The sequence below is a fragment of the Streptomyces sp. NPDC001617 genome, from assembly GCF_053596855.1.
This window is the reverse complement of sequence record NZ_JBSFHA010000099.1, coordinates 1-25,601: the sequence shown is the minus strand read 5'-3', so window position 1 is coordinate 25,601 and position 25,601 is coordinate 1. Positions and strand designations below refer to the sequence as shown.

The following is a 25,601-nucleotide window of genomic DNA, read 5'->3' as shown; positions in this document are numbered from 1 at the left end:
AGTCGGCTGATCTCCTGGTAGTCCCCCCGCTCCAGATGGGCAACGGTGGCCATCCAACTGCCGCCCACCGCGAGGACCGCCTGATCGGCCAGATAGGCGGTCAGACGGGAGGCGTCGATCCCGCCGGTCGGCACGAACCGCGTCCGGGGGAAGGGGGCCGCGAGCGCTCGCAGCGTCCGCAGGCCGCCGAGTGGCTCGGCGGGGAACAGCTCGACGGTGTCGAGGCCCGCCTTCAAGGCGCGCATCAGCTCGGTGGCGGTGGCGATACCGGGCACCACGGGCACCCTCAACTTCCGGCACTTGGCGATGACTTCCTCGTCATAGCCGGGCGAGACCACGAAGCGGGCCCCGGCCGCCACCGCCCGTTCCGCCTGCTCGGCGGTGCGGGCCGTGCCGACACCGACGGCCAGGCCGCCGTGGGCCGAAATCGCTGTGAGCACCCGCTCGGCGTCCGGGGTGCGGAAGGTGATCTCGACGCACCGGGCACCACCCGCCGCAAGCGCCTCGGCCAGCGGCCCGGCGGTCGCAGTGGACGGCACGGTCAGTACCGGCATCACGCGGGCGTCGGCCAGCAGGGCGGCCAGGTCGGTGCCGGTCATCGCCCCAGCCATCCGCCGTCGACGGGCAGCACGGTGCCGTGAATGTAGGCCGCGGCGTCCGAGGCCAGGAAGACCGTGGCGCCCGCCAGGTCGTCGGCGTTGCCCCAGCGGCCGGCCGGGATCCGGTCCAGGATCGCCTTGCTGCGTACCGGGTCGTCCTGCAGGGCCTGGGTGTTGTCGGTCGCGATATAGCCCGGCGCAAGCGCGTTGACATTCACGCCGTGCGGGGCCCATTCGTTGGCCAGGGCCTTGGTCAGACCGGCGATGCCGTGCTTGGCGGCGGTGTAGCCGGGGACCGTGATGCCGCCCTGGAAGCTGAGCAGTGACGCCGTGAAGATGACCTTCCCCTGGCCGCGGGCCACCATCGTCGCGCCGACCGCCCGGGTGAGTGTGAACTGCGCACTCAGGTTGACCTGGAGCACCAACTCCCAGTCCGCGTCGGCGTGTTCGGCGGCCGGGGCGCGGCGGATCGTACCGGCGTTGTTGACCAGGATGTCCACCGGACGCTCGCGCCCCGCCAGGTCCGCGCCCAGGGCTCGTACGGCTTCCGGGTCGGCGAAGTCGGTCCGGATCGCCTCGAAGGTGCGGCCGGCGGCGAGGACGTCCTTCTCGACCGCGCTGCCGGACTCCTCCAGGTTGGCGCTGACGCCGATGACGTCCGCGCCGGCCTCGGCGAACGCGCGGGCCATGGCCCGGCCGATGCCGCGCCGGGCCCCGGTGACGACGGCGAGCTTTCCCGTGAGGTCGAAGGCGGTCATGCGTCGGCTCCCTGGGTGTCGTCGGTGCAGTCCACGAGTATCTTCATCACGTCGCCGCCGCCTTCCAGGGCCTCGAAGGCGGCGGGCGCCTGGGTGAGCGGGACGACCTTGCTGATCAGCCGCTCGGCCGGGATGGTGCCGTCGGCGACCAGGGCCGCCGCCCGCTCGAAGTCGGAGCGGGCGTACAACCGGGCGCCCACCAGGGTCAGTTCGCGCCAGAAGAAGCGGTGCAGGTTGACCTCGCGGGGACGGGGGTGGATGGCGACCAGGCACAACCGGCCGCGCACTCCCAGCACGTCGACCGCCGTGTCCACGCCGGCCGCCGCGCCGGACACCTCGAAGGCGACGTCAGCACCCGCGTCCCCGGTCCACTGCCGCGTCGCCTCGGACACGTCCTCGGCGGCCGGGTCCCAGGCATGGAGCCCCAACTCCTCGGCGAGCAGCCGACGGTGGGTGTTCAGCTCCACCACCCGGACCTCGGCACCCGCGGCCCGCGCGACCAGCGCGATCAGGATGCCGACCGGACCGCCACCGACCACCACGACCTTCTCGCCCTCACGCACAGCGGCGCGGCCCACGTCGTGCACGGCGACCGCGGTCGGCTCGACGAGGGCGGCCCGGTCCAGGGCGAGCGACTCCGGCAGCCTGATCAGCGTCGAGGCGGGCACCGTCCAGCGCTGCTGCATCGCCCCCGGCGAGTCGATACCGATGAAGTCGAGGTGCTGGCAGATGTGCTGATGCCCGGCGTGGCAGGCCGGACAGGTGTCGTCCCAGCGCAGCGGCATCACGGTGACCGCGTCCCCGGGCTGCCAGCCCTCCACGCCCGGCCCGAGCCGCACGACCCGGCCGGACATCTCGTGTCCCAGGACGGCGGGCGCCTGGACCCGGGCGTCCATGTCGCCGTGGAAGATGTGCAGATCGGTACCGCAGATACCGACGAAGGCGGGGGCCAGTTCCACCTCACCCGGACCGGGCGGCACACCGATCGCGGGAGCCGTGTCCAGGGAGCGGGCGGAAACGTAACGGACGGCGAGAGTCATCGTGTCGTCAGGGTCCCTTCAGCGCGGACGCCGATGGTCAGCAGCAGGTTGGCGTACGTACGGGTGTCGGCGGTGACGATCGCCAGCGCCAGGTCGGGCGAGCGGGCGGCGTCGTAGAACTCGAAACGGCCGAGCGAGTCGACCGGAAGGGGCGCCGGCATCGAGCGGTACTCGGCGATGGCGGGCGGCTCCGGTTCGCCCTCGGGCGGCACCATGACGTGAGCCGACTCGACGGGCAGGGCACGCAGCAGGACGTCGAGCACCGTGGTGACGTCCAGCAGGCCGGGGGCGAGATTGAGATGGACGGTCCGGGCGCGCTCGCCGGTGGCGGTGCTCGCCGGGTAGTGGCCGTCGGCGAGCAGCACACGGGATCCGTGCCCCGCTCCGGCCAGGGATTCGAGGATCCCGGGGTGCAGCAGTTCCGTCAGGAGCACGGTGTCACTTCCTGTGTGTCGGAACAGCCGTCCAGGAGTTCCTCGACGGTGGCGGCCCAGCGGTTCCAGCCGCCCGCGAGGTTCGCGACCGGCCAGTCGGAGCCGAACATCAGCCGGTCGGATCCGAAGGCGGAGAGCAGGACGTCCCACACGGGGCGGATGTCGTCGACGGCCCACCTCGCGTGGTCGGCCTCGGTGATCAGCGCCGACGCCTTGCAGCGGACCTGGGGATGCCTGGCCAGCATCCGCAACTGCTGTGAGTGGTGGGCGTCGACGAGGGTCTGGGCCTCAGACACGGGCGATCCAGACGGGGCCGTCGGGGTAGGCGTACTCCTTGAGGGACGCCTGGTGCATCTGCGCGCTCAGCCCGGGCAGTGTCGGCGCAAGGTAGTGACCGCCGACGATGCGCACCGGGTCGACGAAGTGTTCGTGCAGATGGTCGACGTACTCGATGACGCGGTCCTCGGTCGTGCCGGAGACGGCGACGTAGTCGAACATCGACAGGTGCTGCACCATCTCGCACAGGCCCACGCCACCTGCGTGCGGGCAGACCGGGACGCCGAACTTCGCGGCGAGGAGCAGGATCGCGATGTTCTCGTTGACCCCGCCGACCCGTGCGGAGTCGATCTGCACGATGTCCACCGCGCCGGCCTGCAGGAGCTGCTTGAAGACGACCCGGTTGGCGACGTGCTCGCCGGTGGCGACCTTGATGGGGCCGACGGCCTTGCGCACGGCGGCGTGACCGAGGATGTCGTCCGGGGACGTGGGCTCCTCGATCCAGTACGGCTGGTAGGGCGCCAGGGCACACACCCAGTCGATCGCGGCCTGGACGTCCCATCTCTGGTTGGCGTCCACGGCAATGCGGATGCCGTCCCCGACGGTTTCGCGGGCGGTGCGCATGCGCCGTACGTCGTCCTCCAGGGACGCGCCGACCTTCAGCTTGATCTGGGTGAAGCCGTCGGCGACGGCCTCGCGGGCGAGGCGGGCCAGCTTCTCGTCGGAGTAGCCGAGCCAGCCGGGGGTGGTGGTGTAGGCGGGGTAGCCCCGGTCGAGCAGGTGCCCGATGCGCTGGGCGCGGCCGGGTTCGGCGCGTCTGAGGATTTCCAGGGCCTCCTCGGGGGTGAGGGCGTCGGACAGCCAGCGGAAGTCGACCTGGGCGACCAGCTCCTGAGGGGACATCTCCGCGAGGAAGCGCCAGACGGGCTTGCCGGCCCGCTTGGCGGCCAGGTCCCAGGCGGCGTTGACCACCGCGCCGGTGGCCATGTGGATGGCGCCCTTCTCCGGGCCCAGCCAGCGCAGTTGCGGGTCGTGTACCAGGGAGCGGGAGAACGTGCCGAGATCGGCGCAGACTTCGTCGACCGACAGGCCGACCACGTGCGGGGCGAGAGCGGCGATGGCGGCGGCCTGGACGTCGTTGCCGCGGCCGGTGGTGAAGGCCAGGGCGTGGCCCTCCAGTCCGTCGCCGACGTCGGTGCGCAGGACGACGTAGGCGGCGGAGTAGTCGGGTTCGGGGTTCATCGCGTCCGACCCGTCCAGGTGCTCGGACGTCGGGAAACGCACGTCCAGCACGTCCAGGGCGGTGATACGGGCAGAGGCCGGGGATGCCTGGGAAGAGGACAGGGCGGATGACATGGCGGCAACTCCTGTGAGGTGCGGGGGCGATACGACCCCTGGCGGCGAGATGGGGTGCGGCGGAGGGTGGCGGGCGTCCTGGACGGCCGCCGGTTTCACTCCTGGACCTTGCCGCCTGTGATACGCGAGATGGCGAGGGCGACCAGGATGATCAGGCCGTTGAGAGCGCCGATCCACTGCGCGGGGACGCCTGCCAGCGTGAGCACGTTCTGGATCATGAAGAGCAGCAGGATGCCGCAGAAAGCCCCGAACATGGTGCCCTTGCCACCATTGAGGCTGATCCCGCCGATGACGGCGGCGGCGAAGACGGTGAAGATATAGCCGTTGCCCTGCGCGGAGGCCACCGAGGCCAGGCGTCCGGAGAGCATCAGTCCGGCGAGGGCGGCGAGGACGCTGCCGGTGACGATGACGATCCACAGCACCCGGTCGGTGCGGATGCCGGCCGCCTTCGCGGCGTCGACGTTGCCGCCGATGGCGTACAGCGAGCGGCCGAAGCTGGTCCAGCCGAGCACCACGATCGCGACGGCGAACAGCGCCAGGCAGATCCAGATCGACGCGGGCATCCCGAACCATTCGGCCGTGCCGAGGTAGAGCATCGACTGCGGGAGCTGGAAGAAGGTCTGGCCGCCGGAGATGCCGGTGAGGACGCCGCGCAGCACGATCAGCATGCCGAGGGTGACGATGAAACCGTTGAGGCCGAAGCGGATGATCAGCAGGGCGTTGATCACGCCGATCAGCAGACCCGTGGCGAGCGTGACGGGGATGGCCCAGGCGCCGGGGAGGAGGCCAAGTCCGTGGCCCGCGCCCGCCGGTACCACCAGCCAGGCCGCGACGCCCGGTGCGAGGCCCATGGTGGACTCGAGCGACAGGTCCATCTTCTTGACGATCAGGATCATCGTCTGGGCGAGGACCAGCAGGGCCATCTCGGACATGGTCTGCAGGACGTTGATGAGGTTGTCGGCCTGCAGGAACACCGGGTTGACGATCTGTCCGACGATCGCGATGACCACGATGGCCGGGACGAGCGCGAGGTCACGCAGCCGGGCCAGGGGTATCCGGCCGCCGAGCAGCGCGGTCCGCTTCGCCTCGGGTTCCGGGGCGCCCGCCGCGGCGGTGTCCGCGAGGACGGTTTCAGGCATGGAGGTCCACTCCTTCCATCGCGGCCACGAGGTCGTGGTCGTGCCAGCCGCGGGCGATCTCTGAGGTCACACGGCCCCGGAACATCACCAGGACCCGGTCGCACATGCGCAGGTCGTCCAGTTCGTCGGAGGCGATGAGCACTCCGGTGCCGGTCTGCGCGATCTCCTCGACCTTGCCGAGGAGGAACTCCTTGGAGCGCACGTCCACGCCCGCGGTCGGGTTGATCAGGACCAGCAGCCGGGGGTCGTCGGCCAGGGCGCGGGCCATGACGACCTTCTGCTGGTTGCCTCCGGAGAGCGCGGAGACGGGCAGGTCGGGGCCGGGAGTCTTGATCGCCAACTTCTGGATCATGCCCTCGGCGAGCCGGTCCCGCCGGCTGCGGCTGAGGAAGCCGTTCGCACCGAGCCGCTTCGGCACGGACAGCGTGGCGTTGTCGGCGATCGACATGCCGGGCACAAAGCCCTGATGGTGCCGGTCCTGCGGGACGAACCCGGCGCCTGCGGCGAGCGCCGCGGGCACACTGCCCGGCCGGGGCCGCTTCCCTGCGATCTCCACCTCCCCCGCCGCTGCCGCCCGCAGCCCTACGATGGTCTCGGCGACCTCGGTACGACCGCTGCCGGCGGCCCCCGCGAGGCCTACGATCTCGCCGGCCCCGATCCGGAAGCTGACGTCGTCGTACGCGTCGCCCTGCAGCGCGCGGACGTTCAGTGCAGCCGTGACGCCGGCGTCGAGGGTGACGGCCCGTTCCTCGCGCAGGCCGGCCGCAGCCTCGCCGGTCATGGCGGCGACGAGGTCGGCGCGGGGAAGGTCCGCGACCGGGGCGGTGACGATGTGCCGGGCATCGCGGAACACGGTCACCATGTCGCAGATCTCGTAGATCTCCTGGAGGTGGTGGCTGATGAACAGGAAGGTGACGCCCTGGCGTTGCAGGTCGCGGATGCGGTCGAAGAGCCGGTTGATGGCCGCCCCGTCGAGCTGGGCGGTCGGCTCGTCGAGGATGATGAACCGGGCCCCGAAGGACAGCGCGCGGGCGATCTCGACGAACTGCCGCTGCTCGACGCTCAGTTCACCGGCCGGGGTCTGCGGGTCGACGTTCACCGACCAGGCCGACAGCAGGTCCTGTGCCCGGCGGCGGGTGGCCTGCCAGCTGATGAGTCGGCCGGCTCCGTGGTCGTGCCGGTTCAGGAAGAGGTTCTCGGCGACGGTCAGCATGGGGATGATCGTCGACTTCTGGTAGACGCAGGCCACGCGACGGCGCCAGGCGTCCCGGTCGCCGAGCCGGGGGGCCGGCTCGCCGCCGAAGGCCACCGTTCCCTCGTCGGGGGCGTGAAGTCCGGTGAGGACGGACACCAGCGTCGATTTGCCCGCTCCGTTGCGGCCGACGAGCGCGTGGGTCTCGCCGGGCCTGATGGTGATCCGGGCGCCGTTGAGGGCCACCGTCGGACCGAATCGTTTGACCATGCCCGTCGCCTCGACGACGGGCGGGGCTGCGGGGGCCCGCCCGTCGTCCGCCGGGGCGGGCGCGGGAGTGACTGCTCGCTCCCCGTCGCTCATCTCAACCGCCTTGTTCTCGTGGGCCGTTGTGTTCCGGGGGAGGGATCAGCCGAGGTTGTTGCCCCACAGCGACTTGTCGTCGCTCTTGACGCTGGGCACGCCGCCGTAGGTGGCGCCGTCGGCGGTGACGAGCGGGGCGGAGAGCTGGTCCTCGAGCACGCCGTCGCGGACCTTGATGATGGTGCTGTCGTGGTCGGTCTTGCCGGGCTTGAACGTCTTCCCGTCGATCGCGGCCTTGACGTAGTACAGGGCGTACTTGGCGTACAGGTCGGCCGGCTGGGAGACCGTGGCGTCGATCTTGCCCTCGGCGATGGACTTGAGCTCCTCGGGGATGCCGTCGTTGGAGACGACGAAGACGTGCTTCTTGTCCTTCGGGCCCACCAACAGGCCCTTCTGCTTGAGGACTTGGAGCGTGCCGGAGAGCGCGAAGCTGGCCTCCATGTAGACGCCCTTGATGTCCGGGTTGGCCGTCAGGTCGGTCTGCAGCTTCTGGGCGGCGACGGCGCCGTCCCAGTTGGTGGCCTCGCCGAACACCTTGATGGCCGGGTAGTTCTTCTTCATGCAGTCGTTGAACGCCTCGGTGCGGTCACGGCCGTTGATGGAGTCCAGGCCGCCCTCCAGCATGACGACCTTGCCCTTGCCGCCGAGCTTGGTGCCCAGGTACTGGCAGGCCTTCTCGCCGTAGGCGCGGTTGTCGGCACGCACGACCATGAACACCTTGCCGCTGTCGGGGCGGGTGTCGACGGTGACGACGGGGATCTTCTTCGCCTCCAGCTGGGCGAGGGTGGGCGCGATGGCGGCGGTGTCCTGCGGGGCCATGGCGATGCCCTTGACGCCCTGGCTGATGAACGTCTGTGCGTTGGCGGTGAGTTTGGCGACGTCGTTCTGCGAGTTGGTCGTCTTCAGGTCCAGGCCCAGCTGTTTGCCGTACTGGGGCGTGTACTTGATGTAGGAGTTCCAGAAGTCGGTGTCGGAGCGCGGGTAGTCGACGCCGACCAGCGGCTTGTCGCCCGACGACGCCGAGGTGGTGGAGCCGCTGCTGCACGCACTGAGCAGAGCCAGTGCGGACAGGGCGGAGACGGCTGAACAGAGGGCGGTTCTGAGTCTCATCGATGCTTCCTCGCGCTCGTCCCTGGGCGGGAGATGTTCCGCCTCGACGACATCTGCGTATCGCCGCGCGGTAGAGATGGGATGTTTATAGGCGCGACTCTGACGCACTGTCTAGCCCCCTAGTCAACCTCGAAGTTAAACGCCAGTTCAGAGCCCCTTGGGTGATGCGACCGACAGAAGGGAGAGTCGATGCATCCCATCAATCTGCAGCACTGGCGACCTCAATCAGCCGCGAGACCTCGGCAGACATGCCATGTTTGAGTGATAACAAAACGTGCCAAATCTGACATCAATGGGTCCAATTGCCTGGCGGCATAGTGCCTTTCATCCCTGCACGCTGGTTGACACCCCAGGGAGACATGGCGGACCTTCATGCGTAACAAGCGGCCCGCTGCATTCCCCTGTCCCCTTCTGAACCAGGGATGTTCCATGTCCAGTTCGCTCAGCAGACGCCACTTCCTGGCCGGCGCCACCTGCGTGGCCGCTGCCGCCGTCGCCGGAGATGTGTTCGGCGCCGGTATGGCCCAGGCGGCGCCCAGCACGTACACGCCCGACTGGAACTCGGTCGACCAGCACCCGCCCGCGCCGGAGTGGTTCCAGGACGCGAAGTTCGGGATCTACTTCCACTGGGGCGTCTTCAGCGTCCCCGCATACGAAAGCGAGTGGTACCCGCGCAACATGTACGACGCGGGCAGCAACGCCAATCAGCACCACATCGCGACCTACGGCCAGCCGTCGGCATGGCCGTACCACAACTTCATCAACGGAGCGCAGGACCTGGCGGGCAACTTCGTGAAGTTCGCGCCGAAGCTGAAGTCGGCCGGCGGGAACTTCGATCCCGACGAGTGGGCCCAGCTGTTCGTCGACGCGGGCGCCAGGTTCGCCGGCCCGGTCGCCGAGCACCATGACGGCTTCTCCATGTGGGACAGCCAGGTCAACGAGTGGAACTCGGTGAACAAGGGCCCGGGGCTGAACCTGCTGCAGCTCTTCTCCACGGCCATCCGCGCCAAGGGCCTCAAGCTGCTGGTCGCCATGCACCACGCGTACAACTTCAACGGCTACTACGAGTACGCCCCCGCGCAGACGGACCCGAGCCTGAAGAAGCTCTACGGACAGCTGGGCTCGGCCGCGGAGAACCAGCTCTGGTACGACAAGCTCAAGGAGGTCATCGACCGCGCCCGGCCCGACATCCTGTGGCAGGACTTCAAGCTGGACGCCATCGACGAGACCCAGCGCCTGAACTTCCTGTCGTACTACTACAACCAGGCGGGCAGCTGGGGCCGTGAGGTGGTCGCCACCTACAAGGACGGCCTGAACAGCAAGGGCGAGGTCTTCGACTACGAGCGCGGCGGCCCGGCCGACATCACCACCCCGTACTGGCTGACCGACGACAGCATCTCCAGCTCCAGCTGGTGCTACACCCAGGGCATCGGCTACTACACCATTCAGCAGATGCTGCACTCGTTCATCGACCGGGTCAGCAAGAACGGCAACGTGCTGCTGAACATCGCGCCCATGGCCGACGGCACCATCCCCCAGGCGCAGAAGGACATCCTGCTCGGTATCGGCGACCATCTGAAGCGCTTCGGCGAGTCGTTGTACGGGACCCGCGCATGGGCGGTGTACGGCGAGGGCCCCACGAAGATGGGCGGCGGTTCGTTCACCACCCCGCATGCCGGCACGGCGCAGGACATCCGCTTCACCCGCAACAAGGCCGACAACACCCTGTACGCCACCGTCCTGGGCTGGCCGGGCAGCTCGCTGACGATCAAGACGCTCAGCTCGGACCGCATCAACCTGTCGTCGCTGACCTCGGTGAAGCTCCTCGGCACCACCGCCGGCACCTACATCGACCTGCCCACGCCGGTCCAGAGCTCCTCCGGCCTCACGGTCACCCTGCCCTCCTCGGCGCCGTACAGCGCGGGCGCCTACGTGCTGAAGCTGGCCTTCGCCGGTACGATCCCGGGCCTGCTGCCGGCCGCCGGCGCGGTCGCCTTCACGGACGTCAACTACACCGGCAACTCTGCCGTGTTCGCCGTCGGCGACCACACTGCGGCCGACCTGACCGCTGCGGGACTGGGCACGGACACCATCTCTTCTCTCCGGCCGTCCCCCGGCTATCAGGTGACCGGCTACTCCGGGGACAACTTCACCGGCACCTCCTGGACCTTCACCGCCGACAACCCCGACCTGCGGGTCACCGGCAACAACGACCAGATCACCTCGCTGAGGGTCCAGTTCAACCCGGCGACGTACTTCCGGATCACCAACGTCACCGACGGTCTCGCCCTGGACAGCGGCGGCAACGTCGCCTCCGGGGCCAACCTCAAGCAGTGGACCTGGGACGGCAGTTCCAACCTCCAGTGGCAGGCGGTGGCGGTCTCGGACGGCTACTACAGGCTGGTCAACCGCACGAACGGCATGGTCGCCGACGGCTGGGGCGCCACCGCGGACGGCTCCGCGGCCCGACAGGCCGCCTGGAACGGCGGCACCAACCAGCAGTGGAAGATCACTCACCGGGGCGGCGGCAGCTACTCGATCGCCAACCGCACCACCGGCCTGGTCCTCGACGGCGGCGGCAACGTCTCCTCGGGCTCCGTCACCAAGCAGTGGACGTACGGCAGCAGCACCAACCTGCTGTGGTCCTTCACGGCTGTCTGATCCCCTTTTTCCGCGGCCCCCCGCCGCCGCCCGGATTCCGTTCCAAGTCGACCGGGCGGCGGTGGGTCACCACGACGGTGAGTCACCGCTCTGCTCCCCCACGACCACGCACAGCCGACCGGGCAAAGGAGTCCCCCTGACGGCCAGCTCCATCGACCGCAGACGGTTCCTCACCGCAGCCGCACTGACCGCGGGAGCCGCGGCCCTGCCCGGCGGCCTGCTCCCGGGCAGGGCGGTGGCGGCCGTCCCTCCGCAGATCACACAGCTTCGCCTGGGATCTGAACCCCCGGGTCGGTGAGCGCGGCGCCGGGCAGGACCCGGCGACTGCTCCTCGTCGACAAGCCGAAAAACGTCGGCAACCTTTGTGCTTCCTGTGGCCACTGAACAGTGCACCGTCGACTCGACCATCCGAACGGACAGGCATGCAGACAGCAAGGCAGGCCGCGCGCCGGCGCAGGCGCAGACACAGGCAGCTGGTGGGCACTGCGGTGGCGCTGGCCGCCGCGGGCCTCGTCGCCGCCCTGGTCATGATGTTGCTCCCCGACCGCGGGACCGACGGGGCGTCGGTCGCGGTCGCACGCGCCGCCGGCACCCCGGCGAGGGCCACACCCCCGACAGCCGCCCCGAGTTCCACGGGCACCCCGACCGCGACAGGCACCCCGACCGCGACGGGCTCGCCGACGCTGAAGGCTTCCGAGAACACCCGGTCGAAACGACCGTCGGCCGTGTCCACCCCGCGGGCCGCGCGAACGACGTCGACCACGGCAGCGTCGGCAGGGCGGATACGGCCCGGGAGCACCTACACAGGGGTCGCCACCGCCTACGAAGCCGGCGACGGAGACGGCGCCTGCGGATTCGGCCCGAGCGACGACATGATGATCGCGGCGATGAACACCACCGACTACGAGACGTCCAGGGCGTGCGGCGCGTACGTGCACGTCCGCGCGGGGAACGGCGCCTCCATCACGGTACGGATCACCAACGAGTGCCCCCTGCCGTGCGCGCCCGGGCAACTCGACCTCAGCCAGCAGGCCTTCGCCAAACTCGCCGACCTCAAGGTCGGCCGGATCCCGATCACCTGGAGCCTGGTCAGCCCGAGCACGTCCCAGACGCTGTCCATCAGGTACAAGACCGGGTCCACCCCCTACTGGTGCGGTATCCAGACGATCGGCCAACGCAATCCGGTGACGCGGCTGGAGGTCCACACCGGGAGCGGCTGGCGCCAGTTGCCGCGCACCTCTTACAACTACTTCATCTCCGCCGACGGCAGTGGGTGCGGCGGCACGATCAAAATCACGGACATCTACGGGGAACAGCTGACTGTCAGCGGGATCGCCCTGCGGCCGAACGTCGTGCAATCGACCCAGATCCAGTTCGCCCGGCACTGATCGCGCGGCCGACCCGCGCCAACCGGACACCGGGACACGCGCCCTCGTCGGCCATACCGAAGCCCTGCTGGTTCAGGAGTAGTTGACCCAGCAGGACTTCGACGACCTGCGGAGTGTCGAAGCGCATCGACAGCGTCTTCGCCCTGAGGGACTGTCAATCAGCCGGGGCAAAGAGAGTTTCTTGGCGCAGTGACCCTTGTTTCGCACGAAACGTCTCCGTTACCTTCGCCTGCGAGGTGAAGCGCTTCGACAACCCGCGAGTTCCACCGCAGAAGCCTCGTCAGCCGAGCGGTCGGTGGAGGAACTGGGAGCGCCTCAACCAGTCCTGACGCTTCGTCAGAGATTCACTCGTCTCTCTGTACCCAAGGAAGCCTCATGACGGCACGCAGCATCACCGACCGCCTGGGCGGGCTCGCCTTCGGCGGCGACTACAACCCCGAGCAGTGGGACGAGCCGGTCTGGAAGGAGGACGACGAACTCATGCGCCGGGCGAGGGTCAACCTGGCCACGATGGGCGTCTTCTCCTGGGCCCTGCTCGAACCGGAGGAGGGACGCTACGACTTCACCTGGCTGGACGCCCACATCGAACGCCTCCACGCGAACGGCGTGGCCGTCGACCTCTCCACCCCGACGGCCTCCCCGCCGCCCTGGTTCACCCTCGCCCACCCCGACGCGCTGGCGGTCAGGCACGACGGCACCCGTCTCGTGCACGGCAGCCGCGACACCTACTGCCTGACCTCGCCCGCCTACCGCAGCGCGGCCCGCCGGATCGCCTCCGCCCTGGTTCACCCTCGCCCACCCCGACGCGCTGGCGGTCAGGCCCAACGGCACCCGTCTCGTGCACGGCAGCCGCGACACCTACTGCCTGACCTCGCCCGCCTACCGCAGCGCGGCCCGCCGGATCGCCTCCGCCCTGGCCGAACGGTACGGCGATCACCCCGCCCTGGCGCTGTGGCACGTGCACAACGAGTACGGCACGGTCTGCTGGTGCGACCACGCGGCGGCCGCGTTCCGAGTGTGGCTGCGCGCCCGGCACGGCTCGCTGGACGCCCTCAACACCTGACGCGCGTGTTCGGTGCCGAAACCGGCCTCACGGTCGTGTCGTACATCCGGCACCGACGCCTTCAACGCGCCCGCCACCTCCTGTTGTCCTCTGCCCTGTCCGTCACCGCCATCGCGGCGGCCGTGGGCATCGCCGATCTCCAGGCCTTCAACAAGGCCTGCCGCCGTGAACTCGGCGCGAGCCCGCGTGACGTACGTGCGGCTGTCCCACGGTGGCTTCTTCCTCGGGGCGGCGGCCACGCCACCAGCCGAGACCGCTGGTCGGATCGCCGAAGAAGCTGGGCTTCTTCCAGCCGCACGGAAAGGCGCCTGACCTGGGTTTTCACCCGTCGGGCGCCTTTCGCTCTCCCGCGACTGCCCCCGGGCCAGTCACTCTGGATGGACAGCCAGGGGCGACTCGCCTCGGAGCCGAGGACCGCGGGTGCGGGCCTTCGAAGCAACCGCCGTCGGACAACAGTGGGGACGAAAGGCCACAGGCCGCGGGACGGGCGGTCCTGCTCAGCGCCGGCAGGCTGCGCCCGGTCCGGGTGAACGCGCGTATCGACGCGCCACTGTCCCGATGGCTGTGGCTCTCCGATGGGCGGTGGCCTGCCGCGTCGCCTCGGCCCCCCGTCCCTCGACGGGGGCCGTTCGGCCCAGAGGCCGCACCGGTGGATCGATGCGAAACTGAGCCCATAGGTGAACGGCGTCCCCAGGAGGCAGCCGTGAGCGACTTCGAGCACAGCCCGGCGGAGAAAGAAGCCCGCCGCACCATGCCGGGCCGCCCCTGGACACCCCAGGAGGAGCTTCGCCAGGACGCACTGCGCCGCTACCTCGGGGCAATCGCCGGCGCCGCGGCGGCGAGGAGCACGGAGGAGTCCGAGCTCCCTCACGGCGGGGAACATGCCGAACCACCCGTCACCGCCGCACCCCGGCCGCCCGCCTCGAAACCGGCCGTACTCCGCGTGCGGGACGTCATGCGGGTACCGGCGGCCTCCGTGGCCGGTGACATGCCGTTCCTGGACGTGGCCCACACACTCGCCCGGGAGCAGGTGAGCGCCCTGCCGGTGGTCGACTCCGAGGACCATGTGATCGGTGTCGTCTCGGAGTCGGATCTGCTGGCCAAGGCTGCCGTGATGGCGGAGCCGCATCGGCACGGAGCCGTCGGCAGGCTGTGGCAGCACCGCCTGTACGACAAGAGCCACGGCGACACGGCCGCCACGTTGATGACCTTCCCGCCGGTCACCGTCCACCCGGAGCAGCGGGTGGCGGACGCGGCGTGGACCGCCGCGCACGGCCGGTTGAAGCGCCTTCCCGTGACCGACCATCACGGTCGGCTCGTCGGCGTGGTGAGTCGGCACGATCTGCTGCGTGCCCTGATCCGTGACGACGCCGAGATCCTCGCCGAGGTCGAGTCCCTGGTCGGCCTGCACCTGCCTGATCCGCGCGCGGTCGCGGTCACCGTGGAGAAGGGTGTGGTGACCGTGGCGGGGAAAGTGGACAAGACTCTCGTCCCCGAACTGCTCGCCTCGGTACGGGACATCGACGACGTGGTGGGTGTCGTCGACGACACCGAGGCGGTCTGAACCGTTCACGTCCACGCAAGGTGCATCATTCCCGTGCGGGGCGACTTGAGAGTCGGCGCTGCCGGACAGCGTGGTCGGCCGGGTCGTGTCCTCGCCCTGCTCCGGCACGGTCGCCTCGACGCCGGGCGGGGGACCGCCCCATCGAGCCGGGCCGGAGCTCGCAGGCGGCGAAGTTCGCCATCATGATGCAGTCGGTCTCCGTCTGCCACCCGTTGTCGTGCACCGGCAGGCCCACCACGTCCCGGCCCCCCGGGACGGCCTCCGGGTTGAGGCCCGCCGACGGAAGTGTTCGCCGCATACGCCGCCGACCACGGCCGCGACGACACGCGGCCGTGAACGAGGTCCTGCACAGATCCTGTGGATCAACGTGCTCACCCACGGGGTGGACGTCACCAGCCTCGAGGACGCCGGGGCCGCCCCGCAGGCCACCGTCGCCCGCTTCGGTCGCATCGACGTCCTGATCGACAACGCAGTCAAGTTCTCCGCCGTGTCACTCCTCGTCGCGCAGCCGGGCCGCCAAGGAGGTCAGGGGCTTGGTCTCCTCGGTGTGCCCCAGGCCCGTCAGGTGGGAGATCGCCGCGTCGAGGCGGGTGAGGGCGGGAGCGGGGCGTTCCATGTAGAGGCCCTCCACGGCGCCCGCGAGGCGGACGCACTCGGCCCACTCGCCGGCGTCGTCCTCGCGTCCCGGCTCGCCGAGCAGTGCGAGGGCCGTCTCCAGGGCGGCCAGGGCGTCCTCGTACTCGCCCGCGTAGGCGTTCACCCGCCCGTGTTCGTAGGCCAGGGCGGGATCGAGGGAGCGGCCGCGGGCCTCGTACTCGGCGGCGCGGGCCTCGTCGGCGATCCGGCCCGCGTCGGCGAGGAAGGAGAGGGCGTCGGCCAGGCCGTCGGGGCCCTGCTGCTGGGCCTGGAGGCGGGCGAGTTCGCGCAGACAGCTGCTGAGCTGCTCGTAGCGCGGGGCGCGGGCATGGGCGGCGAGTGCCTGGTCGGCGGCTTCGCGGGCCCGGCCGAACTCGCCGGACTCGCCGAGGAGCATGGCGGTCTCCGCGGCGATCATGGCGTGACTTCCGGGGTCGTCGTCCCAGCCGGCCGACTCGGCCGCGAGGGTGACCAACTCCGCCGTGGCCGCCTTGAGATCCTCCCCCGCGTGCAGTGCCCGGGCGCGGGTCAGGCGCAGCTGCGCGACGAGCCGGTCGTCCACCTCTCCGGCGACGACGTCCGGTTCGGCGAGAAGGGAGTCGAGCAGGGCGATGCAGTCCTCGACGCGGCCCAGGTCGAGGCCGAGCTGGGCCGCGTGGCCGTAGGTGCAGAACGCGTCCGTCCGCCTGCCGCGGCGAAGTCCCAGATCCGCGGAGCGCGTCAGGTGGCGCAGTGCCTCGTCGGGCCGGTCCAGGTGCATACAGGCCTCGGCCAGATCACCATGGAGGCGGGCGGTGTCGATCGCGTCGGCCGGCCAGTCGGCGGCCAGTCGCAGGGCTTCGGTGAGGTTCTCGTACGCGGTCTGCGCGTCCCGGAGACCGAAGTGGAGCCGGCCCCGCAGCCCGAGCGTGCGGGGCAGGTGCCAGGCGGGCCCGTGGGCCGTGAGGCGGTCGAGGAGGGCGTCGATCTCGGTCACCGCGGCGTGCAGGTCGCCGGAGATGGCGTGGGTGCTGGCCCGCAGCAGCAGGGCGCCGGAGATCTGCCCGTCGATGTCGTGCCGGGTGGCGAAGGTGTGCAGCAGGTCCACCTCGGCGCGGACCGGCGCGACGTGCTCGTCGTTCCGTGAGGTCTGCAGACGCAGGCCGAGCACGGTCGCCCGCAGCCGCAGGAGGCGGGCCTCCTGGTACGGGGCGAGGCCGGGCGTCTCCTCGTGCAGGCGGACCATGGAGGTGTGGGCGGCGGTCAGCGCGGCGGCCTTCGCCTCGGCCGCGTCGGCGTCCTCCGCGGGAATCTGGGCGGTGGCGAGCTGGGCGTAGCCTCGGGAGACCGCCGCGTCACCCGACGCTCCGGCGGCGTCGTACAGGGCCGCGGCCTCCTCGTGGAGGGCCGCGGCGTCGGCGAACTCGTCCTTCTCGCCCGCCCGGCTCGCCTCCTCGGCCAGCAGGTCCGCGCGCAGCTGTACGAGCGGGCCGACGGCCGGATCGCCGGGGTGGGTGTAGTCGCGGGCGGCGACAAGTGTGCGCAGCCGCGACCAGCAGGCCTGTGCGTCCGGGTGCCCCTCCTGGTCCAGGGCCCTTGCTCGGAGGATGAGTTCGGGCAGGGAGTCGGGGACTGCGGTGCCCGTGCGGGCCGCGGGTGCGGCGACCTGGGCGGCCGGGGCCACGTCGTCGAGGCCGCGGGCGCGCAGGGTGAGTTCCAGCGTCTCCAGGAGCGGGGCACGGTCGAGGCGGGCCCGGCGGCGGTCGGCGTGGGCCGTGGTTCCGTTGCGGGCGTCGAAGCGGGCGGCGAGGTCTTCGGCGCGGCCGCGCACCTCGGCGCGCAGCCCGGCCACCGTCCAGGTACGGCCCGCGTATCCGGCGGCGGGCAGTTCGCCGTGGCCGAGGTGCTCGACGCGCTGGAGGAGGACCTCCACGCCGGTGAGGAAGCCGAGCTGGTCCAGCGGCGAGTCGACCTCGTCGAACAGGTTCCGGTTCTCGGCGAGCAGTTCCAGGCCACGTGCCTCGTTGCCGGTCAGCGCGCAGAACTCCAGGTGCCGGCCGACCTCCTGGGACATCGAGGGGTTGCGGCGGCAGGCGCGGTAGCCGGTGAGATGCAGTTCGCGGGCCCGGTCGGTGCGGCCGGTACGCAGCAGGGGCAGCAGCGCGTACGAGATGGAGCGGGCGGGCTCCTCCTGACAGGACTCCTTACCGGCCAGGACGGGCTCCCAGGCACCGAGCGCCCGTTCGTCGTCGCCCGCCGTGAGGTGGTACAGGGCACGCTCGCAGATCTCGCAGGCCTCGCAGTCGCTGAGCCGGGTGCGGGGGCGGCCCGCCCACAACTCGTAGGCGATGTCGGTGTCCTCGCCCACGTGGGCGGCGAGCTGGTACGCCTGTCCGTAGGAGGGCTGGAGGGCGAGGCCTGCCTTCTCGTACCGGTCGCGCATCTCCGTCAGCCACTGGCGCAGGCTGGTCAGCGGTATCTCGGGCAGTTGGCGCAGGGCGTGGGCCACCCACTTGAACCGCCAGAACAGCAGGTGGCGCAGGCGCTCGTCGAAGACGTCGGGCTGCTCGTCGAAGAGGGTGAGCAGACGGGCGAAGACGACGGGCGACTTCCGGGGTTCGGAGCCGTAGGTGTACGCCTCCTGGAGTTCGAGGAGCGCGTGGACGAGGACGACGGGCTCGTCGAACTGCTCGGCGGCGTCGACCAGTTCCTCGGCGGCGACGGTGCGGGTGCGGCCGTAGGGGCGCCGGTCGTTCTCCTGGAGCGCCTGGAACAGCTCGTCGGTGGTCTGGGGGGCGGTCGGCATCGTCAGCTGTCCTTGCGGAGGGCGTGGGCGAGAAGGTCGAGGAACGAGCGGTTGATGAGGCTCGACTCGGCGGGCCTCAGCGGGCGCCGGGAGAGCATCGCCGCCTGTCCGTAGAGGGCTTCGGCGCTGGTGCGGGCCAGCTCGGGCTCGCCGATGGTGACGGCGGTGCGGACCAGTGGGTTGAGCTGGTTGAGGATCAGCTGGGCCCGCGGTGCCTCCTGGCGCAGGGCGCCGAGGATGTCGCCCCACACGCCGCCCTGCTGCTCGCGGGCGAGCTGGGAGCGGGTGCGCTCGTGCCGGGCCTCTCGGCTGTCGACGAGGAGGGCGGGGGCGGAGGCGGGCTGGAAGGTGCGCAGGGCGACGTCGCAGTCGAAGACGGCGAGGGCGTCACGGGCCTGGGCGAGGTAGGCCGCGGCGGCCAGTTCCGTCTCCCGGTCGACGGGGTCGAGGTGGGCGGTGAGGGTCGCCGGGTCGAGGTCGGCGACCGTGGCCTCGGGCCTGATCTCGGGCAGCCGGTGGACCAGTTCGCGGTCGTAGGTGTAGCCGCCGTTGACGACGCCGAGCCCGGCCGCCGAGGCGATCGCCGCGACCTGCCGGAACTCCTCCACGCTGGACGTCACGAGCACGGTGCGGTGGGTGCGGGCGAACTCGTCGAGGGTGCAGTGCCCGTCGGTGGTCTCGAACGGCAGCCAGGGCAGCAGCATCCGCAGGATCTCGTCGTCGTGCACCGCGAGCGACTTCACGGCCAGGTGGTGGGCCTGGAGGAAGCGGCCCAGCAGCTCCGGGTCGCTGGCGGCGGCCCGGGCGATCCAGTCGCGCAGCCGCTCGGCGAGGGCGTCCCGGACGGCGGCGAGGGTGTCGTCCTCGTACAGGGACTCGCGGGACGCCGTCGGGCGCAGACTCTCGGCGTCGACGACACAGCGGACGAAGAAGGCCCAGTCGGGCAGGATCTCCTCGGCCTGCTCGGACAGCAGCATGCCCTTGACGTGCACGCGATGGCCGTGACGACGCCCGGCCGGCACCGCCTCGGGCAGCACACAGGCGATGCCCTTCAGGCCCACGGCCGGCAGGTCCAGCTCGATGGTGTCCAGCGGCGTGAACCCGAAGACGTCTTCGCCGTACGCGGCCAGCGCTCGGGAGCGGGCCCCTGGCGTGGGGTACGTACGCGCCCAGGGCGCCGGCTCCGGGTTGACGGGCGCGCCCTTGCCGCCCGTGCCGTCGTCGAAGGTGACCGGGTGGCGCAGCAGGGAGCCGAAGTGGCGGGCCAGCGCGTGCACCTGGGCCGGGCGGGTCCACTCCCCCGCGTCGGCGCGCGGTGTCAGCGTGACGGTGGTGCCGGGCCTGGGGCGGGCGGAGGCGGGCAGGGTGCGGACGGTGTAGCTGCCGTCGCCGCGTCCCCGCCATTCCACGGCGGGGGCGTCGGGCGTGCGGGCGGAGCGGCTCAGGACGTGGATCTCGTCGGCGACCAGGAAGCAGGAGAGCAGGCCGATGCCGAACTGGCCGATGAAGTCGGCGCGTTGCTCGGCTATGCGCTCTGCGCGCTTGCTGCTGCGGCCGATCGTGGCGAGGAAGGTGTGCACGTCGGCCTCGGTGAGACCGACACCGTCGTCCTCGACACGTACGACGGAACCGTCGGCGTACAGGCGGATACCCAGGGCGGATGCGGCGGGTTCAGCGGATGCGGCGGGTTCAAGGGTGTGCCGGGCGGTCAGTGCGTCCACCGCGTTCTGCATCAGTTCGCGAAGGTAGACGCGGGGGCTGGAGTAGAGGTGGTGGGAGAGGAGATCGACGAGGCCGCGCAGGTCCACTTGGAAAGTGCGGTCGGCGCCGGTGTCGGGCAGAGTCATCAGGCAGTCCGGGGTGAGGTGAGCGACGAGCGGCAGGTGGGTGGCGGGTTCAGGCGTTGCGCCGGGCGCGGGCGTACATCTGTTCCGGCTGCGCCATGTACCTCCAGGGCCACGAGGTGTAGGCGCCGCGCAGCTCCTGGAAGACGCGCGGCAGCGCGATCCTCTCGGAGGCCAGCGACAAGGCCATGGCGAACATGTTGAAGTCGCCCTGCCAGCCCGGGCGACGCACATGGGCGGGGTGGAGGATGCTGTGCTCGGCCGCCTCCAGCAGCTCGTCCTGGATCTCCGGCGTCACGAGGCAGTTCTTGCGGTCGGACTCGACCCAGTCCTCGATGTGCGCCATGGCGATGACACAGCCGAGGCGATGGCCCTCGGGGGCGTCGGCGAACGCCTCTCGGGCGAACTCCAGGGCCTGGCCCGGCTCACCGCTCCAGCGGGGCTGTAGTTGCGACACCCACTCGATGTGGGTCTCCAGGTCCAGCGGATCGCGACGCAGGGCGGCGTCGCGTCGGGTCTCGTTGACGGCGGGGCCCAGTGACATGCCGCGGCCGGAGGTGAGGAGGCGGCGCCACGGCGTGACCCATTCCGGCCGCAACTCCGCGGCCTCGAGCAGCTGTTCCTCGGCGATGTGGAGCCGCTCGTGGAAGACCCTCCACTGCTCCTGCGAGACGTTCTTCGCGAGTGCGGAGGTGCGCGCCTCCCAGCCCCAGCTGATGTGGCGCGCCCCCGATATCAACAGCGCCGTCGCCCGGTGCTCCTTGTCCTCCTCCACCGCCCGGCCGATCCAGTCCTGCACACCGTCCAAGTCGGCCAGCTCGCCCAGGACCTGGTGGTCGCGGCCGAGGTCGAAGGGGGCCAGCGCGGCCTTGACCGCCTCCCAGTCCCCCGCCTCGGCGGCCTCCACCAGCGCGAGCACCCGCGTGTCCCCGAGCGCGCGCAGCGTGTACATCCCCTGCTTCTGCCAGCGCGGCGCGGAAAGGGCGTGCGGATCCGCCTCCGGTCTCTCCGCACCCCTACCGAACAGCTTGCCGAACATGCCGCGCCCTCCCCTGGTCCCGCGTGATCGTGAGGGGCAGCATAAGCGGCTCCACTGACACCGTTTCCACAGGGTTTTTCATCGGTGCTTCACGGCGCGGGCCCGTTGCGGAGACCAGGGCGCCCCGGATCCTCAGGACGGCGGAGCCGGCAGCCCGATCCTCCGGTGCCAGGGCTCGGGCCCGGCCGAGCGCCCGGAAGTCGGCCTCGACCGCCGTCAGTTCGAGGACAGTCGAAAGCGGCGGACGCGGGCGCGGCGTCGGGCGGGAGCTTCGCGAGGAACGGTTCGACCGGGCGTAACGGTTCCGAGAACTCGACCCTCGGCTCGTCGGGCGACCAGCGCGCCGGATCCGCGTCCAGCTCGCGGTCCACATAACCGGCCCATTGATCAATGGTGAGCGACATGGGGCGAGGCTCGCCGACGGGAAGGCGACCGGAGTTCCCACCGCGGCAGTTACGACCTGGTCGCGGACCCGATCCGCCTCCTGGACCGCCACGCCGAGCCGGACGACCCGCACGTCCGGGACCGGATCGCGGTCCGGTACGGCTTCGAGAACGGTTTCGACTGTTCGTTCACCCGGCGCGTCTCCGCCGTTCCGACCGTGCGGAGCGGTCCCCGACTTCGCCGGCAACGGCTCCTGGCGCGAAGACGGCTACCCTCCAGCGGCGCGCCGGACAGCCGAGCGGCTCTTCTCCTCACCCGTCGGACGGACGCCCTTGCGGCAGCAAGCACCACTCCATCCCGAGCGGCCGGGTTTCATCGCCGGGCAGGGAAGGTCGCTCGGTGGTGTGGTCCGAGGTGCCGGCGCGTGCGTCACTCCGGCACTGCCGTGCCCCAACGGATGAGGACGGAGGTGTTGGGACGCGGAAGGTGGACCGTGAGTCGTCCGTGGTCCGGGTCCCATTCCGAGGTGCAGTCGGAGACCGTCGGGTAGAGGACGACCGGGCTGACGCGGCTGCCCCGCAGATGCGGGAGGGTGAGGGTGCGGACGGACGCGTCGGATGATCCGTCGGCGTCGCGTCCGGCCGAGAACGGCTCGGCGGTGCGCGATGCCCTGCGCCACACGGTGAGGAGCGTGCCGGCCGGGCCGTGCAGGCCGTGGGTGATCCAGGAGTCGTCCCAAGTCGGCAACCCGAGCGGCCAGAACGGGTGGGCGCCCCCGATCTCCGGCCGGATCCGCCGGTAGACGGAGATCGCCGAGCGGACGAGGTCGAACTGTTCGTCGCTCATGAGGTTGAGGAAGCCGGACAGGTGGACACGGCCGAGCAGCGCGCCGGTGAGGGTGAAGGCGATCTCGTCGAGTGTCTGGTCGGGCTGCGGGTAGGCCCACACGGCTGCCTGCTCCGGGGCCGCGGCGGTGGCGGCCGCGGCGGCGATCGGCGGGTAGCGCAGGAGGTCCTGTTGGTCGCTGGTGGACTGCAGTTGGGCCACGGCCAGCTGCGCGTAGTCCATGCGCAGGCCGCCCGAGCCGCAGTTCTCCAGGACGAGACGGGGATGCCGGTCGAGCAGCGAGGCCATCCAGTCGAGGTGGGCACGGTGGTGTCCGAGGAGGCCGGCGCCGGGGCTTTCGGAACCGTTCTCCGTGCCCGGGCCGATGTTGATGTTGTAGTCGAGCTTCAGATAGCCGACGCCCCACTCGCCGACCAGCCGGTCCACGACCTCGTCGAGGTGGGCGCGGGCGGTCGGATGGCGCAGGTCCAGATGGTGCCGCCCGTGTTCGGTGACACGCAGACCTCCGCGCCGGAAGAACGCCTCGTCGGGCAGGGTGCGGGCCAGGGGGCTGCGAACGCCGACGACTTCGGGTTCGAGCCAGAGACCCGGGGTCATGCCATGGCCCCTGATGGCGTCGAGGACCTCGTGTATGCCGCCCGGGAAGCGGTTCGGCGCGGCTTCCCACGCGCCGACGGCGTCCCACCAGCCCTGGGCGTCGTCGTCGTACCAGCCCGCGTCGATGACGAAGACCTCGGCGCCGGCGGCGGCCGCGGACTCGATCAGGGGCAACAGCTTCTCGGTGGTGGGGTCACCCATGAGGGTGTTCATGTAGTCGTTGTAGATCACCGGAAGCGCGCGGTGGTCGGGGTGGTCACGGCGGATGCCCCGGCGGTGGTCGGTGAGGATCCCGAAGGCGGTGTCCAGGCCGCCGCTCTCCGTCCGGATGAGGACGGCGGGGACGGTGGTGAACTCCTGGCCGGGGGCGAGGATGTGGTGCCACTGGTGGTGGGCGTCGTCGGGGCCGAACAGCGCGACGTAGGCGGAGCCCTCGCGTTCCCCGGTCTCGAAGCGCCAGCCCGCGCTGGACTCGATCTGCCACAGCCACGCCCGGCCGTCCCGGTCGGTGAGGCCGGCTACGGGGAGGTGGCGGCCGGTGGACCAACTTCCCTGCGAGTAGCGCTCGAAGCAACCGCGGCCCTCGTGACCGTGGGCGGACCGGCTCAGCGGGACGACCTGGTCGCGGTAGGCGGACTGCCGCCAACGGCATTCGGCGAGCCAGTCGTTGTCCGCCCAGTGCAGGGTGAGGCCGTCGAGGGAGCCGTCGGCGTCGGCGATGCCGCCGAGGGTCAGGGTGGTCACGCTCTCCAGCCGGATCGGTGTGCTGCCCTCGTTGGTCAGGCGTACCCGGGCCCGCAGGAAGCCGCCGCCGGCCGAGCCCGGGCCCGCCTCCAGGGTGACCTCGGCCGCCAGGCCGGTCACGGGGTCCGCCAGCCGGATCGTCGTACGCTCCCGGTCGCCCTCCTGGACCGTGTGGTGGTCGCGGTAGGCCAAGCGCTCGCCGATGGCCGTCTCGATGAAACGTTCACCCGACCACAAGCGCCCGTGGCCGGTGGCGGTGACCTCGACGAGGGGAACCAGACGGGCCCAGTCCTGGCCGAGCCTCCCGAGCCGCACTGATCCGGTGGCGTCCACGCCGGCGTGCAGCCCGAGTTCCGGGCGCGACCAGATACGGGACTTGTCGACTACGGCGATCGTCAACGGAATTTTCCCCTTCCGGAATGGTTCGGTACTGCGGTGGTCCTTACTGAACTGAGCTGCCGATTGGCGCTCGGAAGGTGTGCGGTGCGGCGCTCCGACGGCTGTGCGGGAGAGGTGAAGCCACGGTCGCAGTCTCTTGACGCCCCCGTTGTGACCGCTCACAATCCTCGCGTGTCTGTGACCGGTCACACAAGCCCCGGCAGCCACGCCGACCCGCCCCAGGGCCGGCAGAAGGCCGCCGGCATCCGCGACGTCGCCCAGGCGGCCGGCGTCTCCTACCAGACCGTTTCGAGGGTCATCAACGGCCACCCGAACGTGAGGGAAGAGACGCGAAAGCGGGTCGAGGCTGCCATCGAAGCCCTGGGCTTCCGGCGCAACGCCACCGCGTTCGCGCTGGCCAGCGGTGTCAACCGGTCGGTCACGGTCCTCACGTCGAACACCGTCCTCTACGGTTACGCGGCCACCCTGCAGGGCCTGGAGGAGGCGTCCCGCGCAGCGGGATACACACTCGGCGTCCGGGTCGTGACGCCCGAGGACGACCTGGACCGTACGATCGCCTCGGCCGCCGACACCGGCGGCGGGCTGGTCGTCATCGGCTTCGACCGCCTCGGCGCGGCCGCCCTGGATCGTGTACCGGCCCATGTGCCGTGCGCGGCGGCTGTGGAAGCTCCGGCCGCGGGCCGGACGCCCGGTCGGCCGGCGGTGTGGGCCGACGACCGCGAAGCGGCCCGTGCCGCCACCGAGCACCTGCTGACGCTGGGGCACCGGACCGTCCACTATGTGGCGATCCCCGCCTCGACCGGAACCCGACGCGCGGCAGGACCCCGCGCCGAGGGCTGGCGTCAGGCACTGGAAGCGGCCGGCGTCACCCCGCCGGCGCCGACCGGCAAGGGCTGGGACGCCCAGGCCGGATACGAGGCCGGCAAGAGGCTCGCCAAGGACCCGGACGTCACCGCGATCCTGTGCGGCAACGACGACCTGGCCCTGGGTGTCCTGCGGGCCCTGCACCAGGCGGGCCGGCGGGTCCCGGAGGACGTCAGCGTGATCGGATTCGACGACGCCCCGCACTCCGGCTTCGTCACTCCGTCCCTCACGACCGTCCGTATGGACTTCCACGCGCTGGGCCGCGCCGCGTTCGGCCTGCTGCGCAACCAACTCGACGCCGATCACCAGGAGCCGGTGCCGACGCCGGCCGAGCCGACGCTCGTCCTCCGCGAGAGCTCGGGGCCGCGCGAGGCATGAGCCCGACCGGATGCCCGCGCTCCGCCCTGCGTCTCCGAGCCCTAGTGGGCCAACTAGTACTCCAGCCGTAGATCGTGATCTTCATGTCTGATTCGCGACTTGTCGGCGGTAATGGCTGGTCTGGCTCGGGCCTGGTGGCGGC

At 70.9% G+C, this 25,601-nt stretch carries 17 protein-coding genes and 3 pseudogenes; 7 read left to right on the top strand and 13 right to left on the bottom strand.

The features are described from left to right. Positions 1–11 precede the first annotated feature (11 nt). The 9 genes and pseudogenes from ACWC09_RS44485 to ACWC09_RS44445 form a co-directional block, all read right to left on the bottom strand. Positions 12–599 (bottom strand): annotated as a pseudogene (locus ACWC09_RS44485) (bifunctional 4-hydroxy-2-oxoglutarate aldolase/2-dehydro-3-deoxy-phosphogluconate aldolase); the annotation flags it as partial. Next, a complete protein-coding gene (locus ACWC09_RS44480) occupies positions 596–1,357 on the bottom strand; it encodes an SDR family oxidoreductase (protein ID WP_450857024.1) in 762 nt (253 codons plus the stop codon). The pseudogene ACWC09_RS44485 and the gene ACWC09_RS44480, both read right to left, overlap by 4 nt. Continuing rightward, complete coding sequence (locus ACWC09_RS44475) at positions 1,354–2,397, bottom strand: zinc-dependent alcohol dehydrogenase (protein ID WP_450857023.1); 1,044 nt, start codon at positions 2,395–2,397, stop codon at positions 1,354–1,356. The genes ACWC09_RS44480 and ACWC09_RS44475 overlap by 4 nt, the downstream gene beginning before the upstream one ends. Then, positions 2,394–2,831, bottom strand: a complete 438-nt coding sequence (locus ACWC09_RS44470) for an RbsD/FucU domain-containing protein (protein WP_450857021.1) — start codon at positions 2,829–2,831, stop codon at positions 2,394–2,396. The genes ACWC09_RS44475 and ACWC09_RS44470 overlap by 4 nt, the downstream gene beginning before the upstream one ends. Further along, on the bottom strand, positions 2,822–3,127 hold the full coding sequence (locus tag ACWC09_RS44465) for an amidohydrolase family protein (RefSeq protein ID WP_450857019.1): 306 nt from the start codon (positions 3,125–3,127) through the stop codon (positions 2,822–2,824). Before ACWC09_RS44465 ends, ACWC09_RS44470 begins: the two co-directional genes overlap by 10 nt. Beyond that, the gene (locus ACWC09_RS44460; protein WP_450857018.1) at positions 3,120–4,463 is read right to left on the bottom strand and encodes an L-fuconate dehydratase; all 1,344 of its coding nucleotides are present in this window, start codon (positions 4,461–4,463) and stop codon (positions 3,120–3,122) included. The genes ACWC09_RS44465 and ACWC09_RS44460 overlap by 8 nt, the downstream gene beginning before the upstream one ends. 95 nt (positions 4,464–4,558) lie before the next feature. Then, positions 4,559–5,602 carry an ABC transporter permease gene (locus ACWC09_RS44455; protein WP_450857016.1) on the bottom strand — a complete coding sequence of 348 codons (1,044 nt, stop codon included), beginning with the start codon at positions 5,600–5,602 and terminating at the stop codon, positions 4,559–4,561. Then, entirely contained in the window at positions 5,595–7,157 is a 1,563-nt protein-coding gene (locus tag ACWC09_RS44450) for a sugar ABC transporter ATP-binding protein (protein ID WP_450857014.1), read from the bottom strand. The genes ACWC09_RS44455 and ACWC09_RS44450 overlap by 8 nt, the downstream gene beginning before the upstream one ends. A 45-nt stretch (positions 7,158–7,202) precedes the next feature. After that, positions 7,203–8,267: a sugar ABC transporter substrate-binding protein gene (locus tag ACWC09_RS44445; RefSeq protein ID WP_450857012.1), complete on the bottom strand. Its 1,065-nt coding sequence runs from the start codon at positions 8,265–8,267 to the stop codon at positions 7,203–7,205. Between the two features lie 429 nt (positions 8,268–8,696). Between ACWC09_RS44445 and ACWC09_RS44440 the strand changes: the two genes are divergently transcribed. From ACWC09_RS44440 to ACWC09_RS44415, 6 genes and pseudogenes are all read left to right on the top strand, one after another. Further along, the gene (locus ACWC09_RS44440) at positions 8,697–10,928 is read left to right on the top strand and encodes an alpha-L-fucosidase (RefSeq protein WP_450857010.1); all 2,232 of its coding nucleotides are present in this window, start codon (positions 8,697–8,699) and stop codon (positions 10,926–10,928) included. Positions 10,929–11,350: 422 nt separating this feature from the next. After that, positions 11,351–12,316, top strand: coding sequence for an expansin EXLX1 family cellulose-binding protein (locus ACWC09_RS44435; RefSeq protein WP_450857008.1), 966 nt, complete (start codon positions 11,351–11,353; stop codon positions 12,314–12,316). A gap of 375 nt (positions 12,317–12,691) precedes the next feature. After that, positions 12,692–13,087 (top strand): annotated as a pseudogene (locus ACWC09_RS44430) (beta-galactosidase); the annotation flags it as partial. 109 nt (positions 13,088–13,196) lie between these two features. Next, a pseudogene (locus ACWC09_RS44425) lies at positions 13,197–13,373 on the top strand (beta-galactosidase); the annotation flags it as partial. After that, positions 13,304–13,909: a helix-turn-helix transcriptional regulator gene (locus ACWC09_RS44420; protein WP_450857039.1), complete on the top strand. Its 606-nt coding sequence runs from the start codon at positions 13,304–13,306 to the stop codon at positions 13,907–13,909. The pseudogene ACWC09_RS44425 and the gene ACWC09_RS44420, both read left to right, overlap by 70 nt. 173 nt (positions 13,910–14,082) lie before the next feature. Beyond that, entirely contained in the window at positions 14,083–14,943 is an 861-nt protein-coding gene (locus tag ACWC09_RS44415) for a CBS domain-containing protein (RefSeq protein ID WP_450857006.1), read from the top strand. Positions 14,944–15,433: 490 nt separating this feature from the next. Here the strand turns inward: ACWC09_RS44415 and ACWC09_RS44410 are convergent, their stop codons facing one another. The 4 genes from ACWC09_RS44410 to ACWC09_RS44395 all read right to left on the bottom strand — a co-directional run bounded on the left by ACWC09_RS44410 (position 15,434) and on the right by ACWC09_RS44395 (position 24,211). Then, the gene (locus ACWC09_RS44410) at positions 15,434–18,364 is read right to left on the bottom strand and encodes a hypothetical protein (RefSeq protein WP_450857005.1); all 2,931 of its coding nucleotides are present in this window, start codon (positions 18,362–18,364) and stop codon (positions 15,434–15,436) included. A 2-nt stretch (positions 18,365–18,366) separates the two neighbouring features. After that, positions 18,367–20,211: an HSP90 family protein gene (locus tag ACWC09_RS44405; protein ID WP_450857003.1), complete on the bottom strand. Its 1,845-nt coding sequence runs from the start codon at positions 20,209–20,211 to the stop codon at positions 18,367–18,369. A gap of 49 nt (positions 20,212–20,260) precedes the next feature. Further along, entirely contained in the window at positions 20,261–21,247 is a 987-nt protein-coding gene (locus ACWC09_RS44400; protein ID WP_450857001.1) for a hypothetical protein, read from the bottom strand. Positions 21,248–22,060: 813 nt separating this feature from the next. Continuing rightward, positions 22,061–24,211, bottom strand: coding sequence for a glycoside hydrolase family 36 protein (locus ACWC09_RS44395; protein ID WP_450857037.1), 2,151 nt, complete (start codon positions 24,209–24,211; stop codon positions 22,061–22,063). A 183-nt stretch (positions 24,212–24,394) separates the two neighbouring features. On the opposite strand from ACWC09_RS44395, the gene ACWC09_RS44390 reads away from it, so the two are divergent. Beyond that, entirely contained in the window at positions 24,395–25,459 is a 1,065-nt protein-coding gene (locus ACWC09_RS44390; RefSeq protein ID WP_450857036.1) for a LacI family DNA-binding transcriptional regulator, read from the top strand. Positions 25,460–25,601 lie beyond the last annotated feature (142 nt).

Coding starts and splice junctions, on each gene's coding strand:
- ACWC09_RS44480 (WP_450857024.1), bottom strand. CDS start 1,357: ATGACCGCCTTCGACCTCACGGGAAAGCTCGCCGTCGTCACCGGGGCC.
- ACWC09_RS44475 (WP_450857023.1), bottom strand. CDS start 2,397: ATGACTCTCGCCGTCCGTTACGTTTCCGCCCGCTCCCTGGACACGGCT.
- ACWC09_RS44460 (WP_450857018.1), bottom strand. CDS start 4,463: ATGTCATCCGCCCTGTCCTCTTCCCAGGCATCCCCGGCCTCTGCCCGT.
- ACWC09_RS44455 (WP_450857016.1), bottom strand. CDS start 5,602: ATGCCTGAAACCGTCCTCGCGGACACCGCCGCGGCGGGCGCCCCGGAA.
- ACWC09_RS44450 (WP_450857014.1), bottom strand. CDS start 7,157: ATGAGCGACGGGGAGCGAGCAGTCACTCCCGCGCCCGCCCCGGCGGAC.
- ACWC09_RS44445 (WP_450857012.1), bottom strand. CDS start 8,267: ATGAGACTCAGAACCGCCCTCTGTTCAGCCGTCTCCGCCCTGTCCGCA.
- ACWC09_RS44440 (WP_450857010.1), top strand. CDS start 8,697: ATGTCCAGTTCGCTCAGCAGACGCCACTTCCTGGCCGGCGCCACCTGC.
- ACWC09_RS44435 (WP_450857008.1), top strand. CDS start 11,351: ATGCAGACAGCAAGGCAGGCCGCGCGCCGGCGCAGGCGCAGACACAGG.
- ACWC09_RS44410 (WP_450857005.1), bottom strand. CDS start 18,364: ATGCCGACCGCCCCCCAGACCACCGACGAGCTGTTCCAGGCGCTCCAG.
- ACWC09_RS44405 (WP_450857003.1), bottom strand. CDS start 20,211: ATGACTCTGCCCGACACCGGCGCCGACCGCACTTTCCAAGTGGACCTG.
- ACWC09_RS44400 (WP_450857001.1), bottom strand. CDS start 21,247: ATGTTCGGCAAGCTGTTCGGTAGGGGTGCGGAGAGACCGGAGGCGGAT.